At 70.9% G+C, this 21,250-nt stretch carries 19 protein-coding genes and 1 tRNA gene; 5 read left to right on the plus strand and 15 right to left on the minus strand.

Translation table 11 applies throughout. The annotated features are described in order from the left end of the window. Positions 1–211 precede the first annotated feature (211 nt). On the minus strand, positions 212–1,831 hold the full coding sequence (groL, locus tag OPF83_RS14435; RefSeq protein WP_264888243.1) for a chaperonin GroEL: 1,620 nt from the start codon (positions 1,829–1,831) through the stop codon (positions 212–214). A 127-nt stretch (positions 1,832–1,958) separates the two neighbouring features. Beyond that, positions 1,959–2,246, minus strand: a complete 288-nt coding sequence (groES, locus tag OPF83_RS14440) for a co-chaperone GroES (RefSeq protein ID WP_264888244.1) — start codon at positions 2,244–2,246, stop codon at positions 1,959–1,961. Positions 2,247–2,655: 409 nt separating this feature from the next. Here groES and OPF83_RS14445 point away from each other — a divergent pair, with 409 nt between their 5' ends. Next, positions 2,656–3,237, plus strand: coding sequence for a YdcF family protein (locus OPF83_RS14445; protein WP_264888245.1), 582 nt, complete (start codon positions 2,656–2,658; stop codon positions 3,235–3,237). A 313-nt stretch (positions 3,238–3,550) separates the two neighbouring features. Here the strand turns inward: OPF83_RS14445 and tsaD are convergent, their stop codons facing one another. From tsaD to glmS, 8 genes are all read right to left on the minus strand, one after another. Further along, positions 3,551–4,576, minus strand: a complete 1,026-nt coding sequence (gene tsaD / locus OPF83_RS14450) for a tRNA (adenosine(37)-N6)-threonylcarbamoyltransferase complex transferase subunit TsaD (protein WP_264888272.1) — start codon at positions 4,574–4,576, stop codon at positions 3,551–3,553. A gap of 8 nt (positions 4,577–4,584) precedes the next feature. Continuing rightward, entirely contained in the window at positions 4,585–5,205 is a 621-nt protein-coding gene (gene rimI / locus OPF83_RS14455; RefSeq protein ID WP_264888247.1) for a ribosomal protein S18-alanine N-acetyltransferase, read from the minus strand. Beyond that, the gene (gene tsaB / locus OPF83_RS14460; RefSeq protein WP_264888248.1) at positions 5,202–5,924 is read right to left on the minus strand and encodes a tRNA (adenosine(37)-N6)-threonylcarbamoyltransferase complex dimerization subunit type 1 TsaB; all 723 of its coding nucleotides are present in this window, start codon (positions 5,922–5,924) and stop codon (positions 5,202–5,204) included. The genes rimI and tsaB overlap by 4 nt, the downstream gene beginning before the upstream one ends. A 46-nt stretch (positions 5,925–5,970) precedes the next feature. Next, a complete protein-coding gene (tsaE, locus tag OPF83_RS14465) occupies positions 5,971–6,459 on the minus strand; it encodes a tRNA (adenosine(37)-N6)-threonylcarbamoyltransferase complex ATPase subunit type 1 TsaE (protein WP_375546275.1) in 489 nt (162 codons plus the stop codon). Continuing rightward, positions 6,453–7,898 (minus strand): alpha/beta fold hydrolase, encoded by a 1,446-nt coding sequence (locus OPF83_RS14470; protein ID WP_264888252.1) that lies wholly within the window; start codon positions 7,896–7,898, stop codon positions 6,453–6,455. The genes tsaE and OPF83_RS14470 overlap by 7 nt, the downstream gene beginning before the upstream one ends. Next, positions 7,895–9,064, minus strand: a complete 1,170-nt coding sequence (alr, locus tag OPF83_RS14475) for an alanine racemase (protein WP_264888254.1) — start codon at positions 9,062–9,064, stop codon at positions 7,895–7,897. The genes OPF83_RS14470 and alr overlap by 4 nt, the downstream gene beginning before the upstream one ends. A 37-nt stretch (positions 9,065–9,101) precedes the next feature. After that, on the minus strand, positions 9,102–10,826 hold the full coding sequence (locus tag OPF83_RS14480) for a bifunctional ADP-dependent NAD(P)H-hydrate dehydratase/NAD(P)H-hydrate epimerase (RefSeq protein WP_264888255.1): 1,725 nt from the start codon (positions 10,824–10,826) through the stop codon (positions 9,102–9,104). Between the two features lie 134 nt (positions 10,827–10,960). After that, entirely contained in the window at positions 10,961–12,820 is a 1,860-nt protein-coding gene (gene glmS / locus OPF83_RS14485) for a glutamine--fructose-6-phosphate transaminase (isomerizing) (protein WP_264888256.1), read from the minus strand. A 74-nt stretch (positions 12,821–12,894) separates the two neighbouring features. Between glmS and OPF83_RS14490 the strand changes: the two genes are divergently transcribed. Beyond that, positions 12,895–13,767: an alpha/beta fold hydrolase gene (locus OPF83_RS14490; protein WP_264888257.1), complete on the plus strand. Its 873-nt coding sequence runs from the start codon at positions 12,895–12,897 to the stop codon at positions 13,765–13,767. 21 nt (positions 13,768–13,788) lie between these two features. On the opposite strand, the gene glmM is transcribed toward OPF83_RS14490, so the two are convergent. The 3 genes from glmM to rplM all read right to left on the minus strand — a co-directional run bounded on the left by glmM (position 13,789) and on the right by rplM (position 16,265). Beyond that, positions 13,789–15,144 (minus strand): phosphoglucosamine mutase, encoded by a 1,356-nt coding sequence (gene glmM, locus OPF83_RS14495; protein WP_264888258.1) that lies wholly within the window; start codon positions 15,142–15,144, stop codon positions 13,789–13,791. Between the two features lie 147 nt (positions 15,145–15,291). Continuing rightward, a complete protein-coding gene (rpsI, locus tag OPF83_RS14500) occupies positions 15,292–15,825 on the minus strand; it encodes a 30S ribosomal protein S9 (protein ID WP_375546274.1) in 534 nt (177 codons plus the stop codon). Next, on the minus strand, positions 15,822–16,265 hold the full coding sequence (gene rplM / locus OPF83_RS14505) for a 50S ribosomal protein L13 (protein WP_264888259.1): 444 nt from the start codon (positions 16,263–16,265) through the stop codon (positions 15,822–15,824). The genes rpsI and rplM overlap by 4 nt, the downstream gene beginning before the upstream one ends. A 201-nt stretch (positions 16,266–16,466) precedes the next feature. On the opposite strand from rplM, the gene OPF83_RS14510 reads away from it, so the two are divergent. Continuing rightward, positions 16,467–16,542, plus strand: a tRNA-Arg gene (locus OPF83_RS14510). A gap of 137 nt (positions 16,543–16,679) precedes the next feature. On the opposite strand, the gene OPF83_RS14515 is transcribed toward OPF83_RS14510, so the two are convergent. Both OPF83_RS14515 and OPF83_RS14520 read right to left on the minus strand, forming a co-directional pair. Beyond that, positions 16,680–17,564 carry an ABC transporter ATP-binding protein gene (locus OPF83_RS14515; protein ID WP_264888260.1) on the minus strand — a complete coding sequence of 295 codons (885 nt, stop codon included), beginning with the start codon at positions 17,562–17,564 and terminating at the stop codon, positions 16,680–16,682. After that, positions 17,564–18,499: an ABC transporter substrate-binding protein gene (locus tag OPF83_RS14520; RefSeq protein ID WP_264888261.1), complete on the minus strand. Its 936-nt coding sequence runs from the start codon at positions 18,497–18,499 to the stop codon at positions 17,564–17,566. The genes OPF83_RS14515 and OPF83_RS14520 overlap by 1 nt, the downstream gene beginning before the upstream one ends. A 63-nt stretch (positions 18,500–18,562) precedes the next feature. Here OPF83_RS14520 and OPF83_RS14525 point away from each other — a divergent pair, with 63 nt between their 5' ends. After that, positions 18,563–19,654 carry an iron ABC transporter permease gene (locus OPF83_RS14525; RefSeq protein ID WP_264888263.1) on the plus strand — a complete coding sequence of 364 codons (1,092 nt, stop codon included), beginning with the start codon at positions 18,563–18,565 and terminating at the stop codon, positions 19,652–19,654. After that, the gene (locus OPF83_RS14530) at positions 19,651–20,709 is read left to right on the plus strand and encodes an iron chelate uptake ABC transporter family permease subunit (protein ID WP_264888265.1); all 1,059 of its coding nucleotides are present in this window, start codon (positions 19,651–19,653) and stop codon (positions 20,707–20,709) included. Before OPF83_RS14525 ends, OPF83_RS14530 begins: the two co-directional genes overlap by 4 nt. The last annotated feature ends 541 nt before the right edge of the window (positions 20,710–21,250 follow it).

Consider the following 21,250-nt stretch of genomic DNA (forward strand, 5'->3'; position numbering starts at 1 on the left):
GTCTGGCCCGGGACTGGCGCCGGGACGTCTACTCCCCCGATGTGCCCCGCGCCCATGTTAGGCGCGGGGCCGGAGTGTCCTAGGTTCACTTATGAGTGCCAAGCGTAACTGGTCGCTTTGCCACTCGACGACATTCCGGCCCGCGACGGCACCGGGCCCCGCCCTCCGGTTGACCGGTGGACGGGGCCCGAACGCGGTGTGCGTTAATGCATCAGTGCGAGTGACCGTGGTGTCCGTGCGCGTCGTCGGCCTCGGCGGGCTTCTCGACGATCGCGGTCTCGGTGGTCAGCACCATGCGGGCGACCGAGCAGGCGTTGGTCACGGCCGAGGACGTGACCTTCACCGGGTCGATGATGCCCCTGGAGATGAGGTCGCCGTACTCGCCGGTGGCGGCGTTGTAGCCGTCCCGGGCGCCGAGCTCGGCGACCTTGCTCACCACCACGGAGCCGTCCTCGCCGGCGTTGGAGGCGATCCAGTACAGCGGCGCGGTGAGGGCCTTGCGGACGACGTTGATGCCCACGGCCTCGTCGGCGTCGGCGGTGTCGGCGGCGAGCCGCTCGAGCGACGCGGCCGCCTGGACGAGCACGGAGCCGCCTCCGGCGATGACGCCCTCCTCAACGGCGGCCTTGGCCGAGTTGACGGCGTCCTCGACGCGGAGCTTGCGCTCGGTGAGCTCGGTCTCGGTGGCGGCACCGACGCGGATCACGGCCACGCCGCCGGCGAGCTTGGCGATGCGCTCCTCGAGCTTTTCGCGGTCCCAGTCCGAATCGGTGGCCTCGGCCTCGCGCTTGAGCTGGGCGACGCGGGCGTCGACGTCGGCCTGGTCACCGGCACCGTCGACGATGATCGTCTCGTCCTTGGAGACGGTGACGCGGCGGGCCTGGCCCAGCACGTCGAGTCCGGCCTCGGAGAGCTTCATGCCGAGGTCGGCGTTGATGACCTGGGCCTTGGTGACGATCGCGAGGTCGTCCTGGAACGCCTTGCGACGGTCGCCGAAGAACGGGGACTTGATGGCCACGACCCGGAGGGTCTTGCGGATCGAGTTCACCACGAGGGTGGACAGCGCCTCGCCGTCGACGTCCTCGGCGATGATGAGCAGCGGCTTGCCGGTCTCGGCGACCTTCTCCAGCAGCGGCAGCAGGTCCGGCAGGGAGCTGATCTTCTCGCGGTGGAGGAGGATCAGCACGTCCTCGTAGATGGCCTTTTGCTCGTCGGGGTCGGTGACGAAGTACGGCGAGAGGTAGCCCTTGTCGAAGGCGATGCCCTCGGTGACAGAGACGTCGGTGTGCAGGCCCTGCGACTCCTCGACGGACACCACGCCGTTGGCGCCGACGGCGTCCATGGCCTCGGCGACCATGCGGCCGATCTCCGGGTCGCGGGACGAGACGGTGGCGACCTGGGCCACGGCCTCGGATCCCTCGACGGGGGTCGCGGCGGCGCGGAGGTACTCCACCACGGCTGCGGCGGCCTTCTCGACGCCCTTGCCCATGGCCATGGGGTTGGCGCCGGCGGCGACGTTGCGCAGGCCCTCGCGGATGAGTGCCTGGGCCAGGACGGTGGCGGTGGTGGTGCCGTCGCCGGCGACGTCATTGGTCTTGGTGGCGACGGACTTGACGAGCTGGGCGCCGAGGTTGGCGAAGGGATCTTCGAGCTCGATCTCGCGGGCGATGGAGACGCCGTCGTTGGTGACGGTGGGGCCGCCGAACGCCTTGGCCAGGACGACGTGGCGTCCCTTGGGGCCGAGCGTGACCTTGACGGTGTCGGCGAGCTCGTCGACACCGGCGAGCATGCCCTTGCGGGCCTGCTCGTCGAATGCGATCAACTTGGACATGGGTTACGGACTCCTCGGAGGAAGTGGAAATTCGAATCGTGCGGGTCAGGCGGTGGTCAGACACCACCGCCCCGGCGGGCCGGAGTTCAGGCCGGCGCCGTCGGGGCGGGGTGGACGCGGCTCAACGTCAGTCGATGATCGCCAGGACGTCGCGTGAGGAGAGGATCAGGTACTCCTTGCCCTCGTACTTGATCTCGGTGCCGCCGTACTTCGAGTAGATGACCTTGTCCCCGGCCTTGATGTCCATGGGGATACGGTCGCCGTCCTCGTCGAAGCGGCCCTCGCCGACCGCGACGACGGTGCCCTCCTGGGGCTTCTCCTTGGCGGTGTCCGGAATAACGAGGCCGGACGCCGTGGTGGTCTCGGCAACGGTGGCCTCGACGAGAATCTTGTCCTCAAGCGGCTTGATCGCCACGATGGATCCTCCGTGTGTAGATGACGAATGTGTTCAGGGGGGCGGGGCTCCGGTGAACGCGTCGTCGCGGGTGACGCTGCCGGCTCCATGCCTATTGGCACTCTATATGCGCGAGTGCCAGCACTCAAGTGTCTCGGGTGCACGATTCGCGCGCGTTCGCGGCTGGCGAACACGCGCCCTCCCCCAGCCGCGACGCCGTTGCCCCGCCACGCGACGAGCACGCGCCTCACCCCGGTGCCGTTCCCGATGACGCCGGTGCCGTTCCCAGTGTTGGTGACGGGAATGGGGACGACGACGACACCGTCCCGCCGTTGCCCAGCCCGGCGCGCATCCTTTCCCCTCCGCTGAGCGCGCATCCTTTCCCCTCCCCTAAGCCACCGTTCAGGCTGCCTCCGTACGGTGTCCCTTCGTGAGACCGAGAAGCAGGCGCGGCGCGACGATTCTGATGATCGTCGCGCTGCTCGTGCTCGCCCTGGTTCTCGCTGGCCTCGAGGCGGCGCGGGCGGTCCTGTTCCCGCGGGTCGATTCTCCGGAGCGCGTCGATGCGATCGTGGTGGTCGCGGGCGCGCCGGACGACCGCTACGTCTACGCCCGCCACCTGGCCGAGGAGGGCGTCGCCGACCACATCCTGGTGTCCCAACCCGGCGGCACCGGAAAGTACGCGGACATGATCGCCGCTTACTGCGCAGCCTCTCCGGTGGTCGCACGAGACGGGCGGCAGATCGACGTGGACTGCTTCACTCCCGACATCGATACGACCGAGGGCGAGACCACTGCGGCCACCCGCATCGCGCGCGAGAAGGGCTACCAGTCACTGCTTGCCGTGACCTACTGGGGCCACGTCTCCCGCGTGCGGATGTACTTCGAGCATTGCTTCGACGGCGACGTCTACGTCACCGACACACCCCGCCCGCTCTCGAGATCACGCAAGCACGCCCTGCTGCACGAGACCGGCGGCTACGTGAAGGCCTTCATCAAGCCCGCCTGCTGACCGCGGCGCCACCGCTCCACACACCGTGGCCCCTCCGCTCCGCCACCTGCCGCTCCACCCGCCTCCGCACCGAGCTCGCGTACCAAACCGGCGTACCCGAGAACTTCGTCGACACCACTGCGAAGCTTGTCGCCCTCAGTGCGAGGATCTGACCGGTTCTTCGCAGTGATGTCGACAAGAACCAAGCGAGCTCTCCCTGCTGCCGAAGTGCGCTCTCCCCGCTGCCGAACGATGACTGCGCCACGGCACTGACTCGCGACTCCATGCGGAAGTCAGCGATTCAATCCGAATCCGCACTCCCCGAGACGGCTCGTCAGACCACCTGCGTCGTCTCGACCGGCAACCCGGGATCCGCGGCGACGGTCAGCGCACTCGGCGCCACCCCGTCTGCCAGGAGCGCGGACGCCACGCCCACGACCATCGCGCCGTTGTCGGTGCACAGTCGGGGTCGCGGCACGCGCAGCGTGATGCCCGCCGCCGCACACCGCTCCCCCGCGAGCTCGCGGAGTCGGGAGTTGGCGGCCACTCCGCCGCCGATGAGCAGGGTGTCCACGCCGAGGTCGGTGCAGGCGCGGACGGCCTTCATGGTCAGCACGTCGGCCACGGCTTCCTGGAAGGAGGCGGCCACGTCGGCCACGTCGAGCTGCTCGCCGTGGCGCTCGGCTGCTTCGATCCGGCGGGCCACCGAGGTCTTGAGGCCGGAGAATGAGAAGTCGTGCCGGGCGTCGCGCTGCCCGGTCATCCCGCGCGGGAACGCGATCGCACGGGGATCGCCGGTCGCCGCGAGCCGGTCGATCACCGGGCCGCCCGGGTAGCCGAGGCCGAGGAGCCGCGCCACCTTGTCGTAGGCCTCGCCGGCGGCGTCGTCGACGGTCGAGCCCAGTTCCACAACCGGCTCGGTGAGCGAGCGGACGTGCAGTAGCTGGGTGTGGCCGCCGGAGACCAGCAGGGCAACGCACTCGGGTAGGGGGCCGCCGTCGAATCCGGCCACGGCTACGTGTCCGACCAGGTGGTTCACGGCGTAGAACGGCACTCCCCACGCGGCGGCGTAGGCCTTGGCGCCGGAGGAGCCGACGAGCAGCGCGCCCGACAGCCCGGGCCCGATGGTCGTGGCCACGGCGTCGGGACGGACAACTCCGGCCTCGGCGAGCGCGGCGCGGACGGTCGGCACGAGCGCCTCGAGGTGCGCACGCGAGGCGATCTCGGGCACCACCCCACCAAAGCGCGCGTGCTCGGACATCGACGACGCCACCACGTCAGCCAGCAGCTCGGCCCGGCCGTCGTCGTGGATCCGCGCCACGGCTACGCCGGTCTCGTCGCACGAACTCTCGATCCCCATGACGGTCTTCACGAGCCGGCCACCTCTCCGGAGTTGTCGCGTGTGCCGGCCCCCGCCGCACCGCCCGCCCTCGCCTCAGCAATGGGAACCGTCTTGGTCCACGACGGCGCCGCCGTCTTCTGCGGCAACGGCTTCAGCGGCAGCGTCTTCCCGGGCCGCGTCATGAGATACGCGTCGGCATTGCTCGGCCGGTAGTACCGCGGACGCAGGCCGACTATTTCGAACCCGTGCGCCTCGTACATAGTCCGGGCGGGCATGTTGTCGGTCCGCACGTCGAGCAGCACGGGCGCGCCCTCGCGGTCCACCACATCGAGCATCTGCCGCAGCAGCGTCCGCCCGATCCCGAGACCCTGCGTCCGCTCGCTCACGCCGATGGTGTGCACCTCGAACTCGCGGTCGCTGCCGGTCCCCAGCGTGGCGAGCACGGCGTATCCGACCAGTTCGCCGTTCAGGCGTGCGGCGAAGCAGTGGTTGTGGCGTGAGCCGATCTCGGACAGGAACGCCGCCGCTGACCACGGTCCGTCGGGGCCGAACAGTTCGAGGTCCAGCGCGGCGCAGGCCATCGCGTCGTCCGCGGTGAGGGCGTCGTACACCACGCTCGCGGCCGTGGTGCGGTCCGCCGGGCTCATCGCTGCACCCCGGTCAGTGCTGCCGACGGTTCGACGGGCTTGGGTGGTACCGCGTCGGGTCTGCGCAGGTACAGCGGCACGAGGGGCGCGGGGTCGGTGCCGGCGAGCAGGTCGGCTGCGGCCACCGCGACGAGTCCGGCCGGGTCGGGCGAGGTAAGTGCGCCCGCCCCCGCCGCGCCCGTCCCGTCGCCCACCGCGGGGATCTCGGCGATCTTGGCGGGCTCGCCCACGACGCGCGCGCCGGTCACGTCGATCTCGGCGGCGGGTCCCACGATCGGGCCCGAGGTCCGCACGCCCTCACCGTTGTAGCGGGCGTGGTACGCCTCGCGTCGCCGGGCATCGGTGACGACGACGACGTCGCCATCCACCCCCGCTGCGCGGGCCCGGGCAGCCACGGCGTCGAGCGAACAGACGCCGTGGACGGGTGCGCCGATCGCGTCGGCGAAGGCGGCGGCGGTGGCCATGCCCACGCGCAGTCCCGTGAAGGGGCCGGGCCCCACACCCACCACCACGGCGTCCAGCTCGGTGGGCGTGATGCCGACGGTGGACAGGCACTCGAGGATGTGCGGGGTGAGCAGTTCGGCGTGGGCGCGGGCGTCGTCGGTGACGCGGGTGGCCAGGGTCTCGATCCTCGGGCCATCTCCCGGGCCTGCGGGTTCCAGGCGGCAGACACCGGCGGTGACGTGAGGGGTAGAAGTATCGACGGAAAGGACCAGCACGAGGTCAGCGTACCGCTGCGCAGGCGGGATCCCCGCCCTCAGCCTGTCAGCCGGCGCGGTACCAGGAGGCGGAGCGGACCTCGGTGTCGTCGCCGCGGCGCATCTCGACCACGAGCGGTGCCTCGACGAGGGACTCCACGAATCCGGCGCCCCACTCCACCACCACCACGTCGTGCTCCAGCGCGGAGTCCAGGTCGAGTGACTCGAGCTCGTCTGCCAGGTCGCGGCGGGTGGGCTGCTCGGCGTCGGGGTCTGCGCCCAGGAGTCGGTAGGCGTCCACGTGGACCAGGCCCGGGCCGCCGGGGGTTTCGGGGGCGTGACGGCGGGCTATGACGAAGGTCGGCGACGTGACCCGGCCGCGTACGCCGAGGCCGGCGGCGATGCCGGTGGTCAGCGCGGTTTTTCCGGCGCCAAGGGGTCCGTCGAGCACCACCACGTCGCCGGCCGTGAGCAGGCCGGCGAGCTCGGCGCCGAGCGCACGCGTGTCCTCGACGGTGGCCAGCTCGCGCCGACCCGGCACCTCGAGCGTCACGATGCCTTCGCGTCCCGGGCGGTGGAGCCGGCCTTGCCGGAAGCAGCCTTGCCGGGTGCGGTCTTGCGGGAAGCAGCCCTGCCGGACTTGGCAGCGCCGGATACGCCAGCTCCGCCCTTCTCGGCCTCGCGCTGGCGCTCGCGCCACTCGACAATCGCGTCGGCGACCAGGTCGCCCAGCACCTCGGACACGAGCGCGGGATCCTCGAGCATCACCATGTGACCGGCCCCGGGCACCACCACGAATTCGGAGTCGGGCAGCTCGTCGACGATGTCGACGGAGCGGTCGAGCGGGGTGAGCAGGTCGCGGTCGCCGCACAACACGGTCGTGCGGACGTCGCGGAGAATCTCCATCGCCCCGGACACGTCGACATCGGAGAGCGCCTCGAAGAAGTTCGCGATGGTGAGCACGTCGGTGGCGGCGATGACCTTGTCGGTGAAGCGCGCGAGGGTCGGGCTGACCGTGGCCGGATCACCGAACGAGCCGCCGTAGACGAGCGGCGAGATGATCGCGCCGAGTGCCTTGCGACCGGAGGTGAACACGCCGGGTGTGCGGGTGGCCAGGCTGGCGAGGTTGGACAGTGCCTTGCTCTCGAGCACCGCGCCGAGCCCCGACTCGGTCAGGTCCGACTTTGCGGTGGCCACCAGCCCCGCCCCCAGGACGCGCTCGGCCACCAACTCGCGATGCTGCAACACGAACGACTGGACGGTCATGCCGCCCATCGAGTGGCCGATCACCACGACCGGCCCGGTGGGCGCGGTCGCCGTGATGACGGTCGCCAGGTCGCGGCCCAACTGCTCGATGGTCGAGTTCTCGCGGGTGCTCTTGCCGCTCGACCCGTGGCCACGCTGGTCGTAGAAGACCATGCGGATCTCCGAGCCGAACCGATCGGCCAGGTGCCGGCGCTGGAAGTGCCACGTGTCCATGGTCAGCGTGTAGCCGTGGGCAAACACGACGGTCATGGGCGCGTCGACGGGCCCGGCCTCGCGCACGGCGAGCGGGACGCCGTCGGTGGCCGCCACCATCGAACCGCGGTCCACGCCGAGCTCGTACATGTCCTCGCCGGCCCACGGGTCCTTGGCCCGCCGACCCGGCATGAGAGTCGCGGCGGAACCGAAGCTCGCGGCGGCGAGTGCGGTCAGCGCTGAACCGACCCCGCCGGGTGTGCGGACCTGGTCATTGACCACCTCGATTGACGCCGGATCGCCGCCAACGGTCTCCGGCGCCTGGACCTCGATCGGCTCAGCGGGCGTTGAGCGTGTGGGGCGTCTCGGGAAACGGAACCGCGGGCGGCCTGAGCCGTCCGCCTCGGCGTCCAAGTCGAACCGACCCTCGTCCTGACGAGCCCCGTTCTTACGAGCCGCGTCACTGCGAGCCGCGTCCTGAGGCCCCTTGGCCCTGCTCTTGCGAGGACCCTTGCCCTTGCGTGACCTGTCCGTCACTTCGCACTCCCCTTGTCGCCGCCGGCGTGGCGTCCCAGCACATGCCGGCGCGCTCTCCCCCGCACAGCGGTAACGACCTCGTAGTGGATGGTGCCCAGCTTGTCGGCCCACTCGGCGGCCGTGGGGCCGCCGTTCGTACCGTCGCCGAACAATACTGCTGTATCGCCGGCGCGAATGGTGGGGTCAGGTGTCGGTCCGAGGTCGACGACGAACTGGTCCATGCAGACCCGGCCCACGTTCGGATACCGGACGCCGCCGATTTCAACGTCGATCTGGCCGGACAGTATCCGCCACACGCCGTCGGCATATCCCGCTGAGATTAGTGCCACTGTCGTGTCGTGAGGCGCGTGCCAGGTGTGCCCGTAGCTGACACCCTGACCTGCGGACAGTCTCTTGATCATGAGGATGTCCGCGGTGAACGACATGACCGGGCGCAGGTCCACATCCAGGTCGCCCACCGGGTCGAGGCCGTAGAGGGCGATGCCGGGGCGGACCATCTCGAAGCCGTCGTCCGGCCGGGTGAGCGTGGCCGCGGAGTTGGCGTGGTGGTTGACCGGGCAGGCGAGGCCCGCGGCCCGGGCCTGCTCCACGGCCTCGTGCAGGCGCGCGACCTGCTGGTCGATCACCGGGTTGCCGGGGTCATCGGCGTGCGCGAAATGCGCCATGAGGCCCGTGACCTCGATCAACCCGCCCGCCTCGGCCGCGACCAGTCGCGTGAGGACCTCCGGCCAATCTTCTGGGGTGATGCCCGAGCGGGCCAGGCCGGTGTCGATCTTGGGGGTCACGCGCGCCCGCAGGCCGGTGCGGCGCGCGGCCTGGATCACCGTGTCCAGGTGGGCTGGGCTGGGGACCGCCAGGTCGACATCGGCTTCGAGCGCCGCGCGGACGTCGTCGGACGGGAGGTAGATCCACGCCAGGATCTCGGCGGTGATGCCGGCCTCGCGCAGTTCGAGCGCCTCGGCGATCGTGGTGACGCCCAGCGCGTCCGCGCCGCCGCGAAGGGCGGCCAGCGAGACGGCGACGGCGCCGTGGCCATACGCATCGGCCTTGACCACGGCCATGACCCGCGCCCCCTGTGCAGCATCGACCAGGACGCGAGCGTTGTGCTCGACTGCGTCCAGGTCGATCTCCGCACGGCAGGGAGCCGGGGGGACATTTGGTGCCATTCTGTCAATTCTGCCAAACGGGATAGCCGGGAGCGATTCAGCGGGCGCGCAGGTCGGCGATCGCCCCAGGCAGCGCGGCCAGCAGATCCGACGCGCCGATCGGAGCACCGGGTCCGCCGGGGCCCAGATCACGACTGTGCGCGGCACGGTAGGCGGCACGGTGAGCGGCGTGCCCGTGGAGTATCGCGGCGGCCGCCGCCGGCCACGCGAGCGACGGGCTCGGTCCCGCGGGCGACCGACTCTGGTCCGCCTGTGACGAGCTCGTCCCGGCTTGTGACGTACTCGACCCCGTCGCGGCGTTGGCGATCAGCGCTCCTGCCACGCCAGCGAGCACGTCACCAGAGCCGGCCGTGGCCGCCCACGAGGAGCCGGCGTCCACCGCGTAGGTCACCTGGCCGTCGTCGATCAGCGTGACCCGGCCTTTGAGCAGGACCGTCGCCTCGATGCCCCGCTCCCTCAGACCCGCGACGTAGCGGCGGAGTGCGCCGGCCCGGTCTGCGCGGTCCCAGCCGCCGGTGAGCCGGTCGAACTCGCCGCCGTGTGGGGTGAGCAGGACCGGCGCGGTGGCACTGCGCAGCAGGACGGGGTGGGCGGCGATGCAGGTCAGCGCGTCGGCGTCGAGGAGTGTCGGCCGGCCATGGGCCAGCACCGCGTCGATGTCGGCAATCCCATCCGGTCCCGTTCCCGCTCCGGGGCCCACGACCCACGCCTGCGCGGTGCCGGCCTCGGCGACCGACGGGTGGCACACCACCTCGGGACGCGCGGCGAGCACGCGGTCCGCGCCCGAGCCGACGTAGCGCACCATGCCCGACGTGGCGGCCACGGCTGCCGAGACGCTGAGCACCGCCGCTCCGGGGTACTTCTCGGATCCGGCGCGGATGGCCACTACGCCCTGGCTGTACTTGTCATCTGACGGGCCCGGCACAGGCCAGGCGCGCCCCACCTCCGCAAGGCTCGGGCGCAGGATCACCCCAGGCGCGGCGCTCTGCTCGGCGCGCAGCCCAACGCGTGTCTCGGCGTCCAGCGCAGCAATCGGCCCAGCGCCCGGCTCGGTGAGTCCGGTGTCCACCAGTTCCACGCGGCCGCAGGCGGGCGAGGCCAGCAGGTGCGCGCGACGGAGCAGTCCAAAAGTTACGGTCAGAGTGGCGGGCACATGCGGGGTGTGGATGGTGCCGGTGTCTGCGTCGACGCCGCTGGGCAGGTCCACGGCCACCCATGGCACTCCCGCCTCGGCCAGCGCGGTGACGATCTGCCCTGCAGGCTCGCGCAGTGGACCGCTCCCGCCGAGGCCGACGATCCCGTCCACCGCCACATCCGGCATCCCCCGCCCGAAATCCGCTACTCCCCCTGCGGATCCGCTACCCCTAGACGGGTAGCGGATCCCCATTCCGGGTAGCGGATTTGCGGAGAATCCAGCCGCTGCGTCAACGGCCCGCCCTCCAGCGCGCCGCAGCGCAGCGAGCCCCCGTGCGTGTGCCCTCGCGGGATCGAGCAACACGGCATCTACGCGGCAGCCCCGCTGGCGCAGCATCGCGCCGGCGTACAGGGCGTCCCCGCCGTTGTCGCCGCTGCCGACGAGCAGGAGCACCGACCCGCCGTACAGCCCGCCGGTGCGTTCCCGCAGCAGCGCCGCGGTGTGGTGGGCCAGGCCGGCGGCGGCCCGGCGCATGACGGCATCGGGATCGCCGGCCGCTGCGGCCGCCTCGATGAGCGGCCTCTCGGCGGACCGCACCGTTTCGACCGGATACGCGCGGCTGGTCACGGCCACCGCCCCCAGGTCGCGTCGGTCGAATGCGCGCGGCTGGTCACGGCAACAGGCCCGTGCTCACCGAAGCCCATGCCCACCGACCCCGGCTCACCAAGGCCCCTGCCCACCAGAACCCCTCCCGCAGCGCCCTACTCGACCGTGACCGACTTGGCCAGGTTGCGCGGCTTGTCCACGTCGTAGCCGCGCGCGGCGGCGACCTCGGCGGCGAACGCCTGGTACGGGATGGTCGCGAGCAGCGGCTGCAGCAGCGTGGTGGAGGCCGGGATGGGGATGAAGTAGTCGGCCAGGGGCTTCACCACGTCGTCGCCCTCTTCGGCAATAACGATTGTCTTGGCGCCGCGGGCCTTGATCTCCTGGATATTGCTGACGAGCTTCGAGTGCAGCACGCCGCGCCCTTCGATGGGCGGCATCACCACAAAGACGGGCAGGTCGTCCTCGATCAGCGCGATGGGCCCGTGCTTGAGCTCGCCGGCGGGGAATCCCTCGGCGTGCATGTAGGCGAGCTCCTTGAGCTTGAGCGCACCCTCGAGCGCGGTGGGGTAGCCCACGTGGCGGCCGAGGAACAGCACGGACTTGGAGTCGGCGAGCTCGCGGGCGATCACGCGGACGGGGTCCAGCGCGTCGACGACCTTCTGAATGTCCTCGGGCATGCGCTCGAGCTGGCGGAACTCGGCGGCCACCTCGTCGGGGAACTTGGTGCCGCGGGCCTGTGCCAGGGCGAGGCCGACGAGGTAGTTGGCGGTGATCTGGGCGAGGTAGGCCTTGGTGGAGGCGACGCCGATCTCGGGGCCGGCGTGCGTGTAGAGCACGGCGTCGGCCTCGCGCGGGATCTGCGAGCCGTTGGTGTTGCACACCGCCAGCACGCGGGCCTTCTGCGCCTTGGCGTGGCGCACGGCCTCAAGGGTGTCGGCGGTCTCGCCGGACTGCGAGATGGCCACCACGAGCGTCGAGCGGTCCAGCACCGGGTCGCGGTAGCGGAACTCGGAGGCGATCTCCACCTCGCATGGGAGCCGGGTCCAGTGCTCGATGGCGTACTTGGCCACGAGTCCGGAGTGGTAGGCGCTGCCGCAGGCGATGATGAACACCTTGTCGATGTCCCGCAGTTCCTGGTCGGAGATGCGCTGCTCGTCCAGGACGATGCGGCCGTCCTGGAACTTGCCGAGCAGTGTGTCGGCCACGGCGGCGGGCTGCTCGGCGATCTCCTTGAGCATGAAGTAGTCGTAGCCGCCCTTCTCGGCGGCTTCGAGGTCCCAGTCGATGTGGAAGGGGCGTCCCTCGACGGGCTCGCCGGCGAAGTCGGTGACCTGGTAGCCGTCGGCGCGCATCACCACGATGTTGTCCTGGCCCAGCTCGACGGCCTCGCGGGTGTGCTCGATGAAGGCGGCCACGTCGGAGCCGAGGAACATCTCGCCCTCGCCCACGCCCAGCACGAGTGGGGTCGAGCGGCGGGCTGCGACCAGCACGTCGGGGTGGGCGGCGTGGCTGAACACGAGCGTGAACGCGCCCTCGAGGCGGGCCAGCACGGCGCGGCAGGACGCCTCGAAGTCGCCGGCGGTGTCGCCGGAGTCCATGGCGCGGGCGAGCAGGTGTGCGGCGACCTCGGAGTCGGTGTCGGAGGACAGTTCGATTCCGTCGGCCTCGAGCTCGGCGCGCAGCGGGGCGAAGTTCTCGATGATCCCGTTGTGGACGATCGCCACGTCGCCGGAGACGTGGGGGTGGGCGTTGCGGTCGCTGGGGCGCCCGTGGGTGGCCCAGCGGGTGTGGCCGATGCCGGTGGTGCCGGCGAATCCGGTCTCGCCACCGCCGTCGGTGAGCGCGGCCTCGAGGTTGGCGAGCTTGCCTTCCTTCTTCTCGACGCGGGTGGTGCCCTGCCCGTCGAGGATCGCGACCCCCGACGAGTCATAGCCGCGGTATTCCATCCGCCGTAGGGCCTCAACAACTACAGGAAGGGCAGTCTGGTGGCCCACGTAACCGACGATTCCGCACATGGTTGCCGATTGTAACCACGCGGAGCGCACGCCCTACGGCCCTGATCCCGCGTGGAGGCGATACTGTGGGTTTCGTGGCCATAAAGACCAAGGAATTGCATGCGAAGGTGAGTCGTCGGGGCCCCTTTGGGGTGGATACCGGCGATCTCGGGTTCACGGGCACCCCGGGCGCGATCTTCGTGCCGCGGGGCGCCCCGTCACCCGCCCCGATCGTGGGGTGGGCGCACGACTGGACCAAGGGCCCGCAGCATTACACGGACACGCTCAAGCATCTCGCGTCGTGGGGTTTCGTGGTGGTGGCGCCGTCCACTGATCACGGTCCGCGGCCGAGCCATCAGCTGTTCGCCGATCACCTGTCGGCCGCGATCGAGAACACCCTGCAGTCGACGCTGGGTCGGGGCTCGGTGCGCGCGGATCCGCGGCGCATCGCCCTGGCCGGTCATGGCCTGGGTGGCGGGGTGGCCGCGCTCCTGGCGTCGCAGCGCACGGATATCGATGCGGTGGCGATGGTCTTCCCGTCGGAGACGGTGCCGTCGGCGGCCGAGCGCGCGAGCCTGATCGACGCGCCAGGGCTGCTGGTCGAGGCGTCGGGCGGCACGTTCGCCGAGGACGCGCGGGATCTGCACGTGGCGTGGCGGGGTGAGTTGGTGCACCGTCGCCTGGAGAAGGCCATCGAGAAGGGCCTGGTGGAGCGGAAGTCCCTGGTGGTGGGTGTCGGCCTGGCCGATCCGGACAAGCGGACGCACCGCGCGGTCCGTCCGCTGTTAGCGGGGTACTTGTTGGCGACGGTGGGTGACGACGACGACTACGCCGCGTTCGCCGATCCGGAGGCCAAGATCAAGGACACCGTGTCGGTCACGCGCGAGATGTTGGCCGAGGAGGCCGACGATCTCGTCCCGTCCGCTCCCCCGCTGCTCAGGCTTGCCAAGTCGTTCATCGGCGGCTGAGCCGCTCAGGCGGCTGAACCCTCAGACCGCTGCCACGATGTCGGCGAGTCGCTCGGCCACGCTGCGGGCCCGCTCGGGGTCCTGGGCCTCGACCATCACGCGCACGAGCTGCTCCGTACCCGAGGGGCGCAGCAGCACGCGTCCGGTGTCGCCGAGCTTCGCCTCCTCGGCGGCCACCGCGTTCGACACGGCGTCCGAGGCGGCCACGGCGGCCTTGTCGCCGACGGGCACATTGATGAGCACCTGCGGCAGGACGGTCATCACGGCGGCAAGGTCGGCGAGGCTCGAGCCCGTCTCGGCCATGCGCGCCATGATCCGCAGGCCGGTGAGCACGCCGTCGCCGGTGGTGGCGTGGGCGGGCAGGACGAGGTGCCCGGACTGTTCGCCGCCGAGGCTGAACCCGCCCTCGCGGAGGCGTTCCAGGACGTAGCGGTCGCCGACCTTGGTCTCGGACATCTCGATGCCGGCCTCGCGCATGGCGACCTTGAGTCCGAGATTGCTCATGACGGTCGCCACCAGGGTGTTGCCGGCCAGTTCGCCGGAATCGCGCATGGCCAGGGCGAGGATCGCCATGATCTGGTCGCCGTCCACCACGGTGCCGGCGGCGTCCACGGCGAGGCAGCGGTCGGCGTCGCCGTCGTGGGCCAGTCCGAGATCGGCGCCGTGTTCCACCACGGCGGCACGCACGTCGTCGAGGTGCGTGGAGCCGCACTTGTCGTTGATGTTGTAGCCGTCCGGCGTCGCGTGGATCTCGATCACCGTGGCTCCGGCTTCGCGGTACGCGCAAGGTCCGGCCTGGCTGGCGGCGCCGTTGGCGCAGTCCACCACCACCGTGAGGCCGTCGAGCTTGCCCGGCGTGGCGCCGAGCAGGTGCGAGACGTAGCCGTCCAGGGCATCGGCGGAGGAGGCGTGGCTGATTCGGCCGATCGCGTCGCCGGTCGGGCCGGTGATGGAATCAGTGGTGATGGCGCCTTCGATGGCGTCCTCGATCGCGTCGCCGAGCTTGTGGCCGCCGGCGGCGAAGAACTTGATGCCGTTGTCCGGCATGGCGTTGTGTGAGGCGGAGATCATGGCGCCCAGTGCAGCACCGTGCTGGGCGGTGAGGTGGGCGACGGCCGGGGTGGGCAATTCGCCCACGAGCAGCACGTCGACGCCCTGGCTGGACAGGCCGGCGGCCAGCGCGGCCTCGAGCATCTCGCCGGAGACGCGGGGGTCACGGCCCACCACGGCCAGCGGCCGGTTGGGTCCGGGGCGATGGTCGGCGTGTTCGGCTGCCAGGACGGCCGCGGCGGCGGCTCCGAGTCGTAGCGCCAGGTCCGCGGTGAGTTTCCGGTTGGCCAGTCCACGAACTCCGTCGGTGCCGAACAGTCTCGCCATGTGGTGGATCCTCCGATGATTGGTGTGTCAGTGGTCAGGCCTCGCACAGAATAGCCGCCAGGTTACGACACCGCGTCCGAGTAAATGCAGAGCAGGCCCCCGCTCGTGCGGGAGCCTGCTCTGGTGAAGCGATCTCGGAAAGTGAGATCAGCGCTTCGAGTACTGCGAGGCCTTACGGGCCTTCTTGAGGCCGGCCTTCTTGCGCTCGACGGCGCGGGCGTCACGGGTGAGGAAGCCGGCCTTCTTCAGGGCCGGGCGGTCCTCGCCCGAGTACTGGGTTAGGGCGCGGGCGATGGCCAGGCGCATGGCGCCGGCCTGACCCGAGGGGCCGCCACCGTGGAGCAGCGCCACGATGTCGAACTGCTCCTCGCGCTCGACGAGGACGAGCGGCGACTTCACGAGCTGCTGGTGCACCTTGTTCGGGAAGTAGTCGTCCATGGTGCGGCCGTTGAGGGTGAACTGGCCGGAGCCGGGAACCAGGCGCACGCGGGCGACGGCTTCCTTGCGGCGACCAACGGCCTGGGCCGGACCGTCGTGGACGATCGGGGCCACGTCGTCGGCGGCGAACTCGACGTCACCGGCGTAGTCGGCCTCGCTGTAGTCCTCGGCGACCTCGGCGGCGATGTCCGCCACCAGATCGTCGGCGGTCTCGGCCTCGGGGGTGATGTTCTCGTCGGTCACTGGGCCACCTGCTTGATCTCGTAGGGCACGGGCTGCTGGGCGGCGTGCGGGTGCTCGGCACCGGCGTACACCTTCAGCTTCGAGGCAACGGAGCGGCCGAGCTTGTTGCTCGGCAGCATGCCCTTGATGGCCTTCTCGACGACGCGGTCCGGACGGGTGTCCATGGCCTCGCCGAGCGTGCGGGACTTGAGGCCACCGGGGAAGCCCGAGTGGCGGTAGTGGTTCACGCGCTCGCGCTTGTTCGACGAGATCGCGACCTTGTCAGCGTTGATGATGATGACGAAGTCGCCGGTGTCGGCGTTGGGGGCGAACTGCGGCTTGTGCTTGCCGCGGAGGATGTTGGCGGCCTGGACGGCGAGTCGACCGAGCACCACATCAGTGGCGTCGATGACGTACCAGGCGCGTGTCACATCCCCGGCTTTGGGGGCGTACGTAGACACTGGCGATACCTCTGTCTATCTCGTGGGCTGCCGGCCGGTTGGGCGCTCTGGCCCTCGCACGGCGGCCGGTGGTGACCCGCGCGAGGGCGTCCGACATGCCCCGCATGCGGGAATGACACGAACGCCGAGGGTCCACGTTACCGGTCCGGGCCTCCCCGTCCAAGTCGTCACCGGCGTCGGTTAGACTCACCGACGGTTCCCGCCCTCGTAGCTCAGTGGATAGAGCACGGCTCTCCTAAAGCCGGTGTCGCAGGTTCGATTCCTGCCGGGGGCACCACGTCGCCGTAGTGCGCTCCGCCCCGCCTATCCCCCACTACTGGTCCGTGCCCAGCGCGCCGTTGGGCGGCGACGGGCGACGATCGGAGCGACGACGCCGAGGACGACGACGACAAGGGCCGCCATTGCGACCCGACCTCACTCGCTCCGGGCGCGCCGATCGAGCGGGACCACTGTGGGTGTGCCCGCCACCGGGTCGGCCGCGATGACGCACGGCAGGCCGAAGACCTCCTCGACCAGCTCGGCGGTGAGCACGTCAGCCGGGGCGCCGGTGGCCACCACCCGACCATCCTTCATCACTACCAGGTGCGAGGCGTAGCGGGCGGCCTGGTTGAGGTCGTGGAGCACCGCGATCACCGCGCGCCCGGACTCGTGCTGGTCCCGGAGTAGGTCCAGCACGTCGTACTGGTGCGCGATGTCGAGGTACGTGGTGGGCTCGTCCAGCAGGAGGACGGGCGTCTCCTGCGCGAGCAGCATGGCGATCCACACGCGTTGACGCTGGCCGCCGGAGAGTTCGTCGACGAACCGAGTCGACAGTTCGCTCACCCCGGTGGAGGCCATGGCGGCGGTCACCGCGGTGTCGTCGGCGCGGCTCCACTGGCGTAGTGGACTGTGGTGAGGGTGCCGGCCCCGGGCCACCAGGTCGTCAACCCGGATCCCCTCCGGGGTGACGGCACCCTGTGGCAGGAGCCCGATCCGGCGGGCGACCTCCCGGGTCCTGAGCCGGTGCAGGTCGTGCCCGTCGAGCAGGATACGCCCCTCCCCCGGAGCGATGACGCGGGCCAGCGCCTTGAGCAGCGTGGACTTGCCGCAGGCGTTGGGGCCCACGATCACTGTGAACGCGTCCTCGGGAAGCTCCAGGTCGAGCCCGCTGGCCACGACCCGGCGCTCGTAAGCGAGCTGGGCCCCCTCGACGGCGAGCACCGGAGCCACCGCGGACGCCTCCGTGCGAGCCGGGGCGTCCGTGCGCGCGGAATCACCGTCGAGGGAGGCGTCACGCGCCTGTGGGGAGGGGCGAGGCATCAGCCCAGGATCTCCTGGACGTCGTCGAGGATCTCGCCGGCACCCAGGACGCCGATGCCGACCATCCAGGTCTCGTCCTCGACCTCGTAGGCCTTCCCGGCCTTCACCGCAGGCAGGTCCCCCCACAGGCCGGTCACGGTAGCCATGGTCGTCGCCGACGGGTCGCCGCCGGGGTTGGTGAAGAACACGACCTCGCCGGTGATCTGCTCGTACAGCTCCGGGGAGAGCTCGGCCATGGAGTACTCGTTCCACTCGCGCTCGCCCAGGTCGAAGCCCATCTGGGACAAAATCGAGCCGGAGAACGTCTCGGGACCATAGAGGCGGAAGTTGTCCGGGCGGAACCGCACGATCGACAGGGTGGTGCCCTCCGCGCCCACCTGCTCACCGACCTCGGCGATGCGGGTGTCGAGGTCGTCGATCAGCTCCTCCATCTCCTCGTCCTCGCCGAGGGCGGCGGCGGTGATCCGCGCCTGCTCCTGCCAGTCGGTGCCGGAGTTCTCGGAGTACACGGTGGGGGCGATGCCGGAGAGCTCGTCGTAGATGGCCTCGTGGCGGACCTTGGCGCCGATGATGAGGTCGGGGGCGAGCGCGGCGATCGCGTCGATGTCGGGTTCGGAGGTCAGGCCCACGACCTCGGCGTCGACGTCGCCGAGGTACGGCGGTGCGCCGGTGCCGGCGCCGGACTCGGTGATCCCGACGGGTGTGTGGCCGAGCGCGACGAGCGCGTCGAGGTGCGGGGAGTCGAGGACGACGACCCTCTCGGGCGTCCCGTCGATCACGGTGTCGCCCATCGCGTGGGTGACGGTGTAGGCCTCCTCCGAGGTGGCCTCGGTGGAGTCGCTGCTGCTGGAGCACGCGGACAGGGCCAGAGCGGAGGCGATCGTCACGGCGATCAGGGCGGGCACCGAGCGGCGCCGGCGAGAGAGTCTGTTCATGGGTACAGATCCAACCACACAGGCAAGCCTGACCTAAGTGCGAACCTGCTCTAGAGTTCCACCGTGGCCCCACGACCTCTCCCCGACTCCGACGCCGCCGCACGGCCCGCGGTGCCCGGCACAGAGCCTGCGCCCCCGAGCACCCGGACACCCCGCCGCGGGACCGGAGTGGTTCCCGGACTGATCGTGGCCGTGCTGGCCCTGGCGGCCGCCGTGGTGGCCAGCCTCGCGATCGGCGCCCGCCCGATCCCGCCCGCCGAGGTGGTGGGCGCCCTGCTCGGCCAGGGCACGCAGAGCGTGGTGGGGATCGTCGGCGAACTGCGGGCCAACCGGACCGTGCTCGGGCTGGTGTGCGGTGCGGCGCTCGGCGCGTCCGGGGCGCTCATGCAGGCCGTGACCCGCAATCCGATCGCCGACCCGGGAATCCTCGGCGTCAATGCCGGCGCCGCGCTCGGGGTGGTCGCCGGAGCGACGCTCACCGGCGGCCTCGGCCTGGCCTCCACGGTGTGGTTCGCACTGGCCGGCGCCGCTGTGGCGTCCGCGATCATCCTCCTGCTCAGCACCTCGGCGCTCGCGGCGTCCTCACCCGTTCGGCTCACCCTGGCCGGGGTGGCGCTGGCGGCGGTGCTGTCCGGTCTCACCCAGACGTTCGTCGTGCTGGACGAGACCGTCCTGCAGGCGTACAGCTTCTGGCAAGTCGGCTCGCTCACTGCGCGGTCGATCGACGAGGTCACCGGCGTGATCCCGCTCGTCGTCGCGGGCGCCGTGATCGCCCTGCTGCTCCTGCGCGGCCTGGACGCGCTCGCCCTGGGCGACGACTCGGCGGTGGCGCTGGGCGTGCGCCCCGGGTGGGTGCGGGTGTGGTCGCTCGTCGCCGTGGCACTGCTCGCAGGGACCGCCACTGCGCTGGCCGGGCCCATCAGCTTTGTGGGCCTGGTGGTGCCGCACCTCGTCCGTGGGCTCGTCGGCCCGAGCCTCATCCGGGTGGTCCCGCTGTCCATGGTGGTGGCGCCCGCGCTGTTGTTGGCGGCCGACGTGATCGGCCGGGTGATCGCGGGCGGGTCCGAGACCCCGGCGGGCGTCGTGATGGCGTTCATCGGCGCGCCGCTGCTGGTGGCGTACCTGGCCGCCGGCCGACGAGTGGGTGTCGCATGACGATAACCGCACCGCGCCCCGCAACAGCCCTGCCCAGCGACGAACGCCTCCTCGCCGCCGGCCGATTCTCGGTGCGGCTGCACCTGCGCACCGCGTGGGTCACTGCGATCCTCGCCGTCGTCGTCGTCATTCTCGTGGCCGCCTCGCTGGTGATCGGCGAGTTCATCATCTCGGTCCCCGACGCGGTGGCGACCCTGCTCGGCGACGCACCCGACCGCACCACCAACTTCTTCATCCACGAACGCCGCCTGCCCCGGGCGCTGGTCGCGCTGGCGGTGGGCGCGGCTCTGGCGACGTCGGGCGCGCTGTTCTGCGCGCTCACCCGCAATCCGCTGGCCAGCCCGGACATCATCGGCATCACCCAGGGCGCGTCGGCGGGCGGGGCGACGGTGATCCTCGTGCTGGGCGGCGGTATCGCGCAGGTCGCCACGGGCGCACTCGCGGGCGCGGCGCTCACCGCCGGGTTCATCCTGGCCCTGACGTGGTGGCGCGGGCTCAGCGGCGCCCGCCTGGTCCTGCTCGGCGTGGCCCTGGGCGCCCTGGCGATGGCGTACGTGGCGCACCTGCTCTCCCGTGGGTTCGTGGCCAGCGCGGTCACCGCCCAGATCTGGCTCACGGGCTCACTGCAGGGCCGCGGGTGGTCCGAGCTGTGGCCGCTGGCGTGGGTGCTGCTCGTGGCCGCGGTGGTGATCTCCACGCAGTCGCGGAGCATGCGGGCTCTCGCGCTGGGCGACGACGTCGCGGTGGCCCTGGGCGTACGACTGCGTCGCACGCGGCTGGTCCTATTGGCGACGGCCACGGTCCTGGCCGGGGCGGCCGTGGCGACGGCCGGGCCGATCTCGTTCGTGGCGTTGGTGGCTCCGCACCTGTCGCGGCTCCTCACCCGCAGTGATCGGGTCCTGCCGGCGGCACTGCTGGGCGGGGTGCTGCTGCTGGCCTCCGACCTCGTGGCCCAGCACGCCTTCGCCCTGCCCCTCCCGGTGGGCGTGGTGACCGTGGTGCTCGGCGGACTCTTCTTCCTGGGCCTGCTGTGGCGCGAGGGGCGGCGTGGCTGAGGCTGCCGGTACAGGCGGAAGTCGGGCCCGCACCCGCCCGTGAAACCGGTCGTCAACGCAGCTGCGGTCAGTCGCAACTACTCCTGGCACGCCGCCGATGGATCCCCGGCCTCGCACGTCTCCGATCCGGGTTCGCCAACAACCCCCGGTTCGACGCTTGGCGCAATTGGCTCCTGCGCCTCTGTCGGCTCGTCAACGATGGACGGATCCGGGGGCTCTGAGGTCTGCGCAGGAACGCCTGTCGGAAACTGGCATTCAGACACGTCCGCCACATGGTGATCGGTCTGCGGGCATACGTACGGGTACTTCGACAGTTGCTCACTGCGCAAAGCGGCACATTCCGGGTGGTAGCCGTACGATCCATCGCTCATCCAGCCGGTCTCCGTCCACGCTCCCCCGCCGTAGACACACTCGACGTGAGTCGGGCCGACGGGCGTCGGGCTGGCGGCCAGAGGGGGTGCGCTCTCTACGCTGGCAGTCCGCGTCGTCGACTCGGTCGACGTGGTCTTGCTCGTTGTGGTGGGCGTCGAACTGCTGGGGC

The sequence above is a fragment of the Dietzia sp. NCCP-2495 genome (assembly GCF_026011735.1).
In the GTDB taxonomy this organism is placed as follows: Bacteria; Actinomycetota; Actinomycetes; order Mycobacteriales; family Mycobacteriaceae; genus Dietzia.